13 protein-coding genes are annotated in these 12,574 nt (G+C 64.4%); 9 read left to right on the plus strand and 4 right to left on the minus strand.

From position 1 onward, the window contains the following. The first annotated feature begins 72 nt into the window (after nt 1-72). The gene (locus ACQRAG_RS04270) at nt 73-1,008 is read left to right on the plus strand and encodes a LysR family transcriptional regulator (protein ID WP_304025264.1); all 936 of its coding nucleotides are present in this window, start codon (nt 73-75) and stop codon (nt 1,006-1,008) included. A 286-nt stretch (nt 1,009-1,294) separates the two neighbouring features. Here ACQRAG_RS04270 and queE read toward each other — a convergent pair whose 3' ends face one another. The 3 genes from queE to ACQRAG_RS04285 form a co-directional block, all read right to left on the minus strand. Beyond that, nucleotides 1,295-1,972: a 7-carboxy-7-deazaguanine synthase QueE gene (queE, locus tag ACQRAG_RS04275; RefSeq protein WP_303740050.1), complete on the minus strand. Its 678-nt coding sequence runs from the start codon at nt 1,970-1,972 to the stop codon at nt 1,295-1,297. After that, the gene (locus ACQRAG_RS04280; RefSeq protein WP_006003584.1) at nt 1,972-2,388 is read right to left on the minus strand and encodes a 6-pyruvoyl trahydropterin synthase family protein; all 417 of its coding nucleotides are present in this window, start codon (nt 2,386-2,388) and stop codon (nt 1,972-1,974) included. Before ACQRAG_RS04280 ends, queE begins: the two co-directional genes overlap by 1 nt. Nucleotides 2,389-2,528: 140 nt before the next feature. Beyond that, nucleotides 2,529-3,110, minus strand: a complete 582-nt coding sequence (locus ACQRAG_RS04285) for a manganese efflux pump MntP family protein (RefSeq protein WP_168935197.1) — start codon at nt 3,108-3,110, stop codon at nt 2,529-2,531. 263 nt (nt 3,111-3,373) lie between these two features. Here ACQRAG_RS04285 and ACQRAG_RS04290 point away from each other — a divergent pair, with 263 nt between their 5' ends. Beyond that, a complete protein-coding gene (locus tag ACQRAG_RS04290) occupies nt 3,374-4,303 on the plus strand; it encodes a hypothetical protein (protein ID WP_427803634.1) in 930 nt (309 codons plus the stop codon). A gap of 70 nt (nt 4,304-4,373) precedes the next feature. Next, nucleotides 4,374-4,868, plus strand: coding sequence for a protoporphyrinogen oxidase (locus ACQRAG_RS04295; protein ID WP_204625004.1), 495 nt, complete (start codon nt 4,374-4,376; stop codon nt 4,866-4,868). A 359-nt stretch (nt 4,869-5,227) separates the two neighbouring features. On the opposite strand, the gene ACQRAG_RS04300 is transcribed toward ACQRAG_RS04295, so the two are convergent. Beyond that, nucleotides 5,228-7,732, minus strand: coding sequence for a tetratricopeptide repeat protein (locus tag ACQRAG_RS04300; RefSeq protein ID WP_289615861.1), 2,505 nt, complete (start codon nt 7,730-7,732; stop codon nt 5,228-5,230). A 145-nt stretch (nt 7,733-7,877) separates the two neighbouring features. On the opposite strand from ACQRAG_RS04300, the gene ACQRAG_RS04305 reads away from it, so the two are divergent. The 6 genes from ACQRAG_RS04305 (at nt 7,878) to ACQRAG_RS04330 (ending at nt 12,530) form a co-directional block, all read left to right on the plus strand. Further along, the gene (locus tag ACQRAG_RS04305; protein WP_303876834.1) at nt 7,878-8,501 is read left to right on the plus strand and encodes an MBL fold metallo-hydrolase; all 624 of its coding nucleotides are present in this window, start codon (nt 7,878-7,880) and stop codon (nt 8,499-8,501) included. After that, complete coding sequence (locus tag ACQRAG_RS04310) at nt 8,501-9,088, plus strand: flavodoxin family protein (protein WP_427803635.1); 588 nt, start codon at nt 8,501-8,503, stop codon at nt 9,086-9,088. The genes ACQRAG_RS04305 and ACQRAG_RS04310 overlap by 1 nt, the downstream gene beginning before the upstream one ends. 59 nt (nt 9,089-9,147) lie before the next feature. Next, nucleotides 9,148-9,906: a ComF family protein gene (locus ACQRAG_RS04315; RefSeq protein WP_427805284.1), complete on the plus strand. Its 759-nt coding sequence runs from the start codon at nt 9,148-9,150 to the stop codon at nt 9,904-9,906. 83 nt (nt 9,907-9,989) lie between these two features. Further along, the gene (locus tag ACQRAG_RS04320; protein WP_427805285.1) at nt 9,990-10,973 is read left to right on the plus strand and encodes a DUF4198 domain-containing protein; all 984 of its coding nucleotides are present in this window, start codon (nt 9,990-9,992) and stop codon (nt 10,971-10,973) included. A 168-nt stretch (nt 10,974-11,141) separates the two neighbouring features. Next, on the plus strand, nt 11,142-12,044 hold the full coding sequence (locus ACQRAG_RS04325) for a Tim44 domain-containing protein (RefSeq protein ID WP_300705791.1): 903 nt from the start codon (nt 11,142-11,144) through the stop codon (nt 12,042-12,044). Nucleotides 12,045-12,134: 90 nt separating this feature from the next. Continuing rightward, nucleotides 12,135-12,530, plus strand: coding sequence for a PaaI family thioesterase (locus ACQRAG_RS04330; protein WP_168935203.1), 396 nt, complete (start codon nt 12,135-12,137; stop codon nt 12,528-12,530). Nucleotides 12,531-12,574: the final 44 nt, after the last annotated feature.

Here is a 12,574-nt window from a genome sequence, read left to right on the forward strand (position 1 = left end):
AAATTATCAATATCCCTATGGACTTTTTTATATAAGTGATATATTTTTTTACAATTTTAAGGAGAAAATATTATGAACCAAAGAATAAGCGGAGACCTGTTACAATGGCTGCGCGGTTTTTATAATGTCGTACTGTATGGAAATTTGAGTAATGCTGCTTTTCATATGAATATAAAGCAATCAGCGGTAAGCCACCACATACGAAATCTTGAAAAAGAATTTGATACGATACTGTTTTACAGAGAGAACAATCGCCTCATCCTGACAGAGGCAGGAGAGATCCTCTATAGAGATGCAGAAAAATTTTTCGATATGCTTGAGCGAACAAGACATGCGCTCTCTTCAAATAAAAACGACCTCAGCGGCACCATTTCGATGGCCATGCCCCATGCCATCGCCCAGAACCTGCTACCTGAGGTCATTTCAAAATTCCATGACAAGCATGAAGGGGTCTGCTTTTCCCTTTTCAGTGGAAGCTCAAAACAAATTTATGAAAAAGTAAAAAATGGTATGGTTCATTTCGGGATAGTAAACCAGTTTGACATGACAGACCATAGAGATACAGCTCTTGACATCACTCCGCTGTTTGGTGCGCGCCTTCAGATAATATCATCGCGCAACAATCATTTTTCCCTTCCGAAAGAAGCATCCATAAAAAGCATAGAAAAATTCCCGTTCATATCATTTTTTCCTGAATATGCTGTAGGATCAACGATTTCAAATTATATCAGCAAGAACAATATCAGTTTGAATACCATTTCCTATATATCCAGCTTCAATACTCTCATCAATATGGTCAAAGCAAATATTGGCATCTCGATCATCGACTCATTTGCCGTAAAGGATGACAATGATCTTTGCATAACAAATATAATAGATGAGATTCCTCTGCGTAAATATATCATGATCTCAAAAAAGAACCGGTATATCCCGCCGCAGAGCATCGCTTTCAAAGAACTCCTTTTCGAATTCATTCCTCCCAAAAACTGTATTTCCCTGTTACCCTAATACGTTTCATCCACCACCATGCTCATGACGATCCATCACTATACAGGGCAGCATGAACGCTCCATCACTCTGCGGTGATAGCGACACGGACAACTGCCGGCAAAGATTTTACAACCTGCATGGAATACTTCCTGCACATGAGGGCAGGCACTTTTCCCCAAACTTGCGTTCCCCCACAAAGGGGCAGACGCCCCTGTCCGACGGAAGGGAGTGCCCCAAAGAAAAAGGCGACATGCCATGCATGCCGCCTTTCATCTTCCTTATGTCTTTTTCTGCGCCACAGGAGCTAGCGCAGATCCAGATATTTGTGGACTTGGACGCTCACACGCCACTGATGGGCAAAGGCCGCCTCCACGCACAGTCGTGTGGCTTCCTTCCCCTGGCTCACGGGCTGCAGCCAGACGAGCTCCGTCAGCGGCCGGGCAGCCGCCTTGCGGGCCGCTGCCAGCGCCTGTTCGAAACGGGCCAGATCCGCGGCCGTATCCACAGGGAATTTGATCTCTCCGGCCCGCTCCCAGGCATCCTGACGCACTGCCAGTCCCCCCGGCATGTCCAGCTTGGGGCTCAGGGTCACCCAGACATCCGCATGGCAACGGATGGGCATGGTGCCGCTGGTCTCGATCTGGACACGAAAACCTTCCGCCACCAGCCGGGAGGTCAGCTCCGTGAGGTCATGGCGGCAGGGCTCGCCGCCGGTCAGCACCACATGGCGCGGCCCGGCCTCCCGGATGGCTGCCAGCAACGCCTCGGGCTCCACATCGGCATAGCCCGCTCCCGGCCCCTGCTTGGCACGCACGGCGGCAAAATCCAGCGTCGCGCCGTCCAGGCGGGCGGCGTACTGCGTATCGCACCACGGGCAGGCCACAGGACAGCCCTGAAAACGGACGAACACGGCGGGCGTCCCGGCAAAGGAGGCCTCGCCCTGCAGGGTGACGAAAAATTCGTTGACCGCCAGGGTCCGCATCACAGGCTCCAGCGCGCCTTGCACTTGGCGGTCTCTTCCACTTCCACGGCCACCAGACGGGCCCCGGTGCCTTCCAGCTGGGCCGGCCCCACCACTTCGCCCAGATAGCGGGCCATGTTCTCGGCGGACGGATTGCAGGGCAGGACGCTCACCGAAGGATCCAGCGCCCGCAGGCCTTCCAGCAGGGGATCCTTGTCCCAGACCAGAAAGCGGTGATCCCAGTGGTCTTCCAGCCACTGGCACAGGCGTTCCTTGACCACCTGGAAGTCCAGCACGCGCCCCAGGGCGTCCAGCTCGTCGGCGGTGCAGGTGAAATGGATGCGGTAATTATGCCCGTGCAGACGGGCGCAGTGGGATTCGTGCCCGCAGATGCGGTGTCCCACGGAAATATCATGATAACGGCAGATACTGATCATGGTCTCCTCTCAACACTCCGGCATGCCGGATGATTTCGGACATGCCTGCGGCACGGACGGTCTCCGGGCCTCCGGCACTATAGGGCATCTTGGCGCGGCTCGGCAACCATCCGGCAGGGGCCTGCGGCCTTCCCGGCAGGCTAGATGACACCGCTCTCGTGCAGGATGTTCAGGCCGATGCACAGCAGCACCACGCCGCCCAGCACCTCGGCCCAGCCGTTGAGCATGGGCAGCGAGGACAGCTTTTTGCCCAAAAAGAGCCCGCAGGCCGAGATGGCGGCACAGACCACCCCGATAAGACAGGAAGGCAGGAAGGCATTGGTATTCGTCATGGCAAAGGTCAGGCCCACGGCCAGGGCATCGATACTGGTGGCCACGGCCAGAAGGAGCAGGTTCCAGCCTGCGGTGGGGTCGCTCTGGGGACAGGACACGGGCTCGTTCTTGCGCAGGCCACCGATACCGGAGCGCAGCATGTTGCCGCCGATCCATGCCAGCAGCACGAAGGCCAGCCAGTGGTCCCAAGCCTCGATGAAATGATGCACCGACTGCCCCAGGAACCAGCCCAGCACCGGCATGAAGAACTGGAAAAAGCCAAAGGCCGCGCTGACCCGGACATACTGGCGCAGCCGGACTTCGCGGATGGCGCATCCCGAGGCCAGCGCCACGGCAAAAGCATCCATGGACAGGGCCACAGCCAGCAGAAAAACAGTAAAAAATGACATGATTATCCCGCAGGTTGACGGAGGTGAAACAGACGAGTCATACCCCAAGCGCACGACGGCGGCAAGTTTTCCGCCGCAGCATCCCCGGCCGGGAGGAGGCTCCGGAGCCGGAAACCACGTCCGCGTTCCTGCGCGGCAGCCACGATCACGCGCCCGCACGGCAGATCCGCATCCCGACGGCCCGCGGCAAAGGCTGCTGTCCCGGCGCCCTCCTCTTGCAGCCCGCACGGGCAACGCTTATATAGCGGGCAGGAGAGTATCCCATGCAAATGACTTTCATCCTCATATACTGGCTTGGCAACCTGCAGGCCCTGCTCGCACAGACGGCCCAGGCCCTGCCCTTCCTCATCCTCATGACCCTGCTGGCCGGCCGCAAGGGCAACGCGGCCCTGTGCCTCTGGGGCGGGCGCCAGCTCCTGCGTCTGGGCCTGTTCTGTGCCGCCCTCTCCCTGCCCCTGTTCCCGCTTATGCTCCTGCTGGAAACCCTGCGGCAACCGCAGATGCCTCCGCTGGCCGACCTTCTCGTCCAGCCCGCCAGCGTGGCCCTGCTGGCCTGGCTGCCGGCCACCCTGCTGCTCTGGGGCCTGCTGCGTGCCTCCCGTCACTGGCCCGACGCCACGGATCCGGCCATCACGGCCTATCGCACCACTGACCTGCGCCTGACGCTCTGGGGCTGCCTGCTGGCCCTGCTGCTCTTCCTGCTGGGCAGCCTGCTGTCCACAGGCCTGCTGCTGGAGCCGCCGCAGGGCATGGAGCGCAGCAACTTCATCCTGCTCCAGATCCGTCAGGCCCTGCACCTGCTCTTCCGCTACCTCTCGCTGGCGGGCGGCGCTGCCCTGCTCTGGCTCTGGTATCTGCGCCATCGCGCGCCGCTGACGGACGAAAGGGCGTTCACCCTGGCCGTCCGCTGGTGCGCGGTCTGGGCCGTGGTGGGGTATCTGCCTTCCATCATAGATTTCTGGAGCACCCTGCTGGCCGCCCTGCTGCGCAGCCTGCACAGCGGCGTCCCCTTCGACATCATGCCCCAGATGAACGCCCTGATCCTGTCGGTGCTGGCCGCCCTGGCCATCATCAGCTGGAGCGTCTTCCTGTACCGGCCCCGGAAGGCCCGCAACCTTGTGCTGCAGCTCCTGCCCTGGTGTTTCCTCTTCATACGGATGGCCGTACCGCTCACCCAGCTGCCGCGGCCCTGACCAGCTTGCTCCCATCCCCGCTGCGGGCTATGCTGGCGAGGACATCTTATCCCACTCCAAAGGATCCGTTATGCGCCACATTCTTCTTGCTCTCGTGTTCCTGCTGACCGCCGCCGTCAGTGCCCCGGCCGCCGAAAAGACCTTCAGCCAGTTCGCCGTGGACCTGCCCGACGGCTGGACCAGTGACGAACGTCCCGGTTTCCAGAGCGGACACCCGGACGAATACATGCTCCTGCTGGGCAAGCGCGGCGAGGAAGCCGTGGAGGCCCACATCACCATCTTCATCCTGCCCAACAAGGACAAGATGGACGCCAAGACCTTTGCTTCCCGCATGCGCGAGATGCAGGACGCTCCCACGGACCTGCAGCAGGAAGGCGCCATGTGGACCTTCCGCGGCACGCCCCGCAGCCGGGCCATGGCCATGGAGACCCTGACCCGCGTCAGCGCCGATGACGCCCGCATCCTCATCATCATGGAACAGGATCCGGCCGGTCTGGGCACGGCCAAGGTCGTGGAAAGCCTGCGCGGCCTGACCCCGGCCAGCAAGGCCCTGCTGGGCCGCTAGGCCTGGCCTTCCACACATCGCGAACATCCGGGGCCATCCGCCATGCGGGTGGCCTTTTTTCATGCCCGTCCGCCGCAAATGCGAAAAGAGGGGGGCCCGCAGGCTCCCCCCTCTTCACGATGCACGGTACGGCTGATCCGTCCCGCATCCTCTCCGCCGGACACACGAAGCGGAGAAATATCTTCCCGCCCTCCCGGATAAAGGGAGGGCCGCCCATCCTTTTTCCTTCCCGGCCCGTCCGGAGGAAGAGTTGCCGGGCCGCCGGCAGCGCCCCAAAGGCGCGGGCGTCCCCTTGCCCTCACGAGCACAGACAGAAGAACGAGGCAAGGGCCTTTTCCTTCTCTGCCCGTACGTTGCCGCTAGCCCACGGAGGCATGCGCCTCGGCCAGACTGGCTTCCTCTTCACGGCCCAGGGCGCGCAGGGCCCGGGCCAGTACCTGCCAGCCTTCGGGCGTGTCGCGCAGGCCCACGCTCTTTCGGGCCAGCAGCTCGGCCATGGCCGGATCCTCGTCGCCGTCCAGATACAGGCGGGCCAGCAGGAGCATGGCCGCGGCATCGAAAGGATTGCGCAGCAGGGTATCGTGCAGCAGTTCGCGGGCCTCGCCGCCATGCCGCTGCCGGGCCGCGAGCCGGGCCAGATAGCGCCGGGCAAGGCTGGGCCGCTGTTCCCCGGCCTGCTCCGCCTGCCTGTCCTCGATGGCGGCGGCCAGCTCATAGAAGCGCCGGGCCTCGTTGCGGCGTCCGCCCTCCTCGCACAGCTGCCCCAGACGCAGGTGGGCATAGACGTGTTCCGGGGCGTCCTTGATGCATTCCCGGTAATAGCGGGCCGCGGCACGGCGCTCGCCCAGCTGCTGGCAGACCGTGCCCAGATTGTAATGGGTCTGGGCGATGCGCTCCTGCCGTTCCGGCCCGGCATCGCCCTTGTAGCGCAGGGCCTCCAGAAAATGCCGCCGGGCCTCGTGATAACGCCCCAGAGCGGCCATGCAGACCCCCAGGGAATTGCGGGCCAGCACGTTTTCCGCATCCGCCAGCAGGGCCAGCTTGTATTCGTCGATGGCGCCGAAGACGTCCCCCAGCGCATAGCGGCGGTCCGCACTGATATTCAGGGCCAGGGAGTTGCACAGGCCCGCGCGCGGCGAAGGCAGCAGCTGGGCGTACTCCAGGGCCTTGAGGGCGCAGTCGGGCATCTCGCCCTTGCGGTAGTGCAGGAGGGGATACCCGGCAAGACCGGCCGAGACCGGCAGTCCGGCCCCTTCCAGCCGGGTGCACAGGGCCGCATAGTGGGGCAACAGCGTCTCGGCGCTGCTGTCCGCATGGAAAAAGATCAGGGCATTGCTGCCATAGAGCCCCGCCAGCGGTTCTCCGGCGCACAGTTCGGGGATCTGCCGCCATGCCGCAAGGCATTCGCCCAGCGCCGCTTCCTGCCGTGCGTCATGCGGGACATCCACCCGCACGATGGCCAGCACGAAGCGCCCCGTGCGCTCTTTCTCCTGGGCAAAAAGATGCAAAAAGTCCCCATGCCCGTAGATGCCCGCGCAGGAGCCGTCCTCCAGAACGGGGATGCGGGCGCGTACCTCCTGCACGCTCCCGGCAGCGGAAGCCTCCTCCGTTTCCTTATCCGCCGCGGCCGTCCCTTCCTGCCCGGGCGTGCCGGATGCATCGGCGGCAGCGGTCTTGCCGCCCGGCGTATGGGGATGCGACGCCGCAAGGGAGGGCACTTCCAGCAGGCTGAGCCTGTCCCCGGCTTCCAGCGGCGCCGTGGCATCGGCCAGATGCACGGTCTCGGCCACGGAGTGGAATTCCCGCACCTGCAGGAGCACCACTTCGCCCTTGTACTGGTTGCCGGAGCCTTCCTGTCCCGACGGCCCCCAGACCGCGAAACGCATGCCTTCGCGGGCCTTGGCCTGGGCCCCCAGCCCCACCCGCACCCGGCCCTGCGGCAGGGCCCGGAGCACGGTACCGCCGTCCTGAAGGATGCGGGCAAAGGGCATGACGCGCGGCGCTCCCGGCTGGGAGGTCATGCGGGCCGCGAGCCGGGCACGTTCCATAAGCATGCGGGCCTGCTCGAACATGGGCAGACGCAGCTCGGCGCCCTCCATGTCCTGCGGATACACGGCATGTCCGGCGCTCAGACGGGGACGTATGGTCCTGCCCGTCAGGGGGGCGGGCATAGCGGCCCCGGCCATGCGGGCCAGCGCGGCCTCGGCCATCTTCTGGCAGGCGCTGCGGCCGCTCACCGACGGCAGCAGCAGGGCCATGCCGAAGCGCCCCACACGGGCGGCCACCACATCCGACGGCAGCTCCTCCTGCAAGGCTTCGGCCGCGCGGCGCATGAGCTCATCGGCAAAGCGGAAGCCCATGCGGCCCACGATCTCGCGCCCGTTGGAAAAATGCAGCAGCACCAGCCCCATACACAGCCGGTGCAGGGGGGAGCTCTGTCCGTCCCCGCGGGAGGGGTCCGCGAATATCTCGCGCACCCGGGCGGCCTCGTCTTCCATGGAGCCGTAGAGCACGTTCTCCGTGGCAAGGCCGGTGACGGCATCCACGCGCGTGGCCTTGACCCGGGCCAGAAGTTCCAGGCAAAGGTCAGCGATGGCAGGGAGTTGCGGCAACAGGACACGGGCATCCCTCACCTTGACGCCATGCAGCATCAGCACGCCCAAAAGGCTCCCCTGCCGGTACAGGGGCAGGAGCAGACGGCGTTCGCGCGGCAGCAGTTCCGGCTGGCGCGGCGCATGGGTGGTGGGGAAGTACAGGGCATGGTGCGAACACTGGATGAACTTGCCCAGTTCCTGCATCAGGAGGGCGTCCATATCCATGAGGTCCCTGCGGGTCAGGTCACAGGCGGAAGGAGCGGTATTCATGCCGCCAGTGTAGTTGTCCCCCCGGGCATTGTCTAGAAAAAATCAAGAAATATCGTCCGCGAATATGCCGGTACCGGGCGGGCTTGCCCCCCGGACCCTCCTGCGCTACCTAGAAGAAAATCCCATTCGCAAAAGGAAGGATCCCATGCCGTATTCCGTCTATCCTCTGGGTCCGCTGGAGACCAACAGTTACCTCGTCTACAAGGACGGCCAGGCCGTGGTCATCGATGCCGGCGGCGATCCCGCCCCCATCCTGCACGACCTGCGCGCCAAGGGTCTGACGCTGGCCGCCATCTGCCTCACGCACCGCCACTTCGATCACATGTACGGCGTGGCCACGCTGGTGAAGGAGACCGGCGCCCCTGTCTACTCTCCGGTCCACGATGCCTGCCTGATCGGTACGGAATCCTCCGACGGCGGCATCTGGGGCTTCCCGCCGGTGCCTGCCTTCGAAAGCCGTGACCTGCCCACGGGGCCGCAGGCCTTCGGCGGCATGGCCTGCACCGTGCTGGACACCCCCGGCCATACCCCCGGCGGCGTCTCCTATTACTTCCCGGACGAAAAGGCCGTGTTCACCGGTGATGCCCTCTTCTACCGCTCCCTGGGCCGCACGGACTTCCCCGGCGGCGATCACGACACCCTGCTGCATTCCATCCGCAAGGTGCTCTTCGCCCTGCCGGAGGAAACGGCCGTCCTGCCCGGTCACGGCCCGGCCACCAGCATCGGCAACGAACGCCGCAACAACCCCTTCTGCGGGGACTTCGTCTGATGCGCATCCTTTCCCTGCTGGGCAGTCCCCGCGCCAACGGCACCACCCATAGCATGGCCCGCCTCATCACCGGGGGACTGTCCGGCGGCGGGCCCGTGGAGGAGATCGCCCTGCCGGAAAAGCACATCCGTCCCTGCCGGGGCTGCCAGAGCTGTGACGCCGCGCCCCATGTCTGCCCGCTGGCGCGGACGGACGATGCCGAGGCCGTCTTTGCGGCCATCGCCGCCGCGGACGTGGTCCTCTGGACCTCCCCCGTCTACTTCTACGGCCTGCCCGCCCAGGCCAAGGCGCTGGTGGACCGTTCCCAGCGCATCTGGGCCGGGGTGGAGGCGGGCCGACCGGCAGGCAAAGGCCCTCTGGTGCTGGCGGCTCTGGCGGCGGCCCGTCCGCGCGGGGAACAGCTCTTCACCGGCAGCCTGCTGGGCCTGAAATACTTTTTTGCCAGCTTCGGCGCCCGGATAGCGGATACCCGCACCCTTCGGGGCCTGGCCTGTCCCGAGGACCTGCTTTCCCGTCCCGACCTGTGCGCCGATCTTGAGCGCTGGGGCCGGGACTGGGCCGTCCGTCTGGCGGAGGGCCGCCCGTGAGCCCTGCCGGGCGGGATCACGTCAGGGAGGGGAGACCGGGCGCCGTCCCGGAGGCGCCGTTGCGGCGCTCCTCCTTCCTGTTCCGCCTGACCCGTCTGCTGGGCTTCAGCGAACACCGCTGCCCGGTCTGCGGCACGCCTGTGGAGGATGACGGGGCAGGCGGCTCCGGCCCGGAAGCCGGGATGCTGGCCCACGGCCTCTGTCCCGCCTGTGCCCGGGCCCTGGGCCCGTACGTCGGGGGCCGCTGCCGGGCCTGCGGGCTCCCCCTGTCCTGGCCTGCCGCCGGGCAGCCGCTGCTGTGCGGAGACTGCCTGACTTCCCCGCCTCCCTGGCAGGGACTGGCACTGCACGGCCAGTACCACGGGCCGTTGCGCCAGCTCATCTTGCGTTTCAAGCACGGCGGCAAACCGGCCCTGGCCTTCTTGCTGGCCGGGATGCTGGCCGATGCCGCCTCCTGCCTGCCATTGCCCGACGCCGTCCTGGGCATCCCCCAGCATGAGGATCATTTGCGCCGACGCGGCTACAACCAGGCGCATGAGCTGGCCGTGGCGCTGGGGCTCTTGCTCTCCCTTCCTGTCCGTCCCGGACTGCTGCGCCGTCCGGCGGACAGCCCTCACCAGACAGGCCTCACCGCGGCCCAGCGGCAGCGCAACGCCGCCGGGAGCTTTCAGGCTGCCGACGTCCGGGGGCTGCACCTGTGGCTGGTAGACGACATCATCACCACCGGCAGCACCCTGCGGGCCGCCAGCGCCGAACTGCGTCGGGCCGGGGCCGCGCGCGTGGATGTCCTGGCCTTGGCGCGGACGCCCCGTCCCTGAGGCGCCTCTGGAAATGGCGCATGACAAAAATGGGGAAAATTGCTACATCTGCCCTATATTACCCATAAAATAAGGATCGAAGCATGTCACTGCCACGTGCCGCCCTGCTGGGCTGTATGCTGTCCCTGGCCGTCTCCCTGACTGTCCCTGCCCCGGCCCGCGCCGAAGTCACCCTGCTCATCCCCAGCCATACCTTCATCGACGTCCCCGCCGAGAAAAAAGGCACGGAACCCCAGGCTGCCAAAGCGCCCGCCGCCAAAGAAGCCAAGAACACCGCCGACAGCGGCAAGGAGGCCCCTGCCGAAGCCGCCGGTGAGGAGAGCAAGGCCCAAGCTGCCGCCCAGCCCGCCCCGCCGCCGCTCAATGCGGAGGTGGACATGCTCATCAGCCTGATGCGTCCCAGAGAACATGCCGCCCAGCCCATGGACATGCCGCAACTCTTCGCCGTGCTGCGGCACGATGCCGGGACCCGTTTCGTCAACGGGACTCCCCAGCCCGAGCGCCGTGACCTGCTGGGCGACATGGAAGAAAGCCTGTACCTGGATACCAAGGCCTGGGGCGCCAATGTGGCCATCGACCAGCCCGGCCTCTACCAGTTCATCACCGAGACCCGCCCGCGCCTCAATGCGGAACGGCAATGCTTCGAGCAGCAGTACGTCAAGAGCATCCTGCCGGTCTGCGGCGTGGAAGAAGGCTGGGGGCGGCCCGCCGGACTGCGCCTGGAGATCCTGCCCCTGACCCGGCCTTTCGGCCTGACCGCAGGCAGCAGCTTTACGGGCAAGGCACTGGGTCCTGACGGTCCCCTGACAAATGCCCGTGTATACATGGACCGCATCCGCACGGAAAAAAAGACCGGCCCCCTGCCCTGGCAGCATGATCTGGAAGCCCGCACCGATGCCGACGGCCAGTTCACCTTCACCCCCGGAGCGCCCGGCTGGTGGTGCTGCGTGGTGGAAGTGCCCGGCCAGCCCCTCAAGGGCCCTGACGGCCAGCCCACGCCCCTGATCCTGGGGAGCGTCCTCTGGCTGTACGTGGATGCGGCGGAACAGCCCGACAAAAACCGGTAGGCCGAAAATACACTTTTTTCAGCAGGTATTTCCCGCGATTATCACCGTGCAGCCCCGGCCGTCCCCCCGGGAGAGCCTTGCGGGCCTTGCCTTTTTGCCCAAGCCAGCTATAGTAAATGGTATTGAGAAAAGAAGCCTGAACGCATCTTTACCCTTACGGAGACATCAATGAAGATCAAAGCTATCCTGACCATGCTCATCATGCTGGGAGGCGCCTGTATGTATGCCCTGCCCGACACCGCTGATGCGGCCCGTCTGGGCGGGGGGCGTTCCTTCGGCAGCCGTCCTTCCATGTCTCAGCCCGCCCAGGCCCCCAGCGCCATGCAGCGCCAGTCCACGCAGCAGCGCCAGCAGGCGGCCCAGGCCCAGCAGCCCCAGCGCAAGGGCTTCCTCGGCGGTATGGGTGGCCTGCTCGGCGGCCTTCTGGCCGGTTCGCTCATCGGCTCCCTGCTCTTCGGCGGCGGCTTCTCCGGTGGCGGCATCATGGACATCCTGCTGCTCGGCATCCTGCTCTTCGTGGGCCTGAAGCTTTTTGCCCGCGCCCGCAGCAAGGCCCAGCCCGCGCCCGCCGGTGCCGGCAACGCTCCCATGGGCGGCATGGAGCCCCCCCTGCAGCGTAACGACACCGCGGCTTCCGGCTGGGACACCTTGAGCGGCCAGAACAATGCCTACAACAGCCAGCCCGAAGTGGTCATCCCCATGCCCGCCGACTTCGATGCCGAAGAATTCCTGCGCGGCGCCAAGATGGCCTACAACCGCCTCCAGGCTGCCTGGGACAGCCGTGATCTCAACGATATCGCCCAGTTCGCCAGCCCGGCCGTCATGGACGCCGTGCGTCAGCAGCTGGCCGAAGAGACCGAACCCAGCAAGACCGAGATCCTGCTGGTCAACGCCCAGCTCCTGAGCGTGGTCAATGAAGACAAGGAACAGCGCGCCCAGGTCTACTTCGATGTCCTCATGCGCGAACGTCCCGATCAGCCTACGCCTTCCAACATGCGCGAGATCTGGCATTTCGTCCGTGAGCTCGACGGTGGCACCTGGAAGCTGGACGGCATCCAGCAAGTAGCGTAATATACGCAAAGAAGAACTATTACTAAGTAACCGGGGCCGGAAGTTCTTCCGGCCTTTTTTATCCCCCGCCCGGCGGGGCAAGGAGTCCACATGGAATGTTATGTCCGCAAGCACGACAAGCTCGTGCGTCATCTTGATATGTGCATCGAAGAAGTCAGCCGCGAATATGCCCGCGTGACCATGCCCATCACCGAGAACCACAAGAACGGCATGGGCGTGGCCCACGGCGGCGCCATCTTCTCCCTGGCCGACGTGGCCTTCGGCTGTGCGGCCAATGCCGGCAACGACCACGGTGTGGTCAGCCTGTCCACCACCATCGAGTACCTGCGCCCCGGTATGGTCAGCCCCCTCAAGGCCGAAGCCCGTCTGGTGCGCAACGGCGCCCATGTGCTCACCTACGACGTCAACGTCTATGACGGCAGCGGCGCCCATGTGGCCAAGTGTCTGGCCACCGGTTTCCAGACCAACGTGCCCCTGCCCCGCTAACGCGAGCGAAAAAGTCCTTTTTCCCTGCGCGTCCTTTACCGGCA

The organism is Desulfovibrio sp. SGI.230, from assembly GCF_050313065.1.
Classification (GTDB): Bacteria; Desulfobacterota; Desulfovibrionia; order Desulfovibrionales; family Desulfovibrionaceae; genus Desulfovibrio.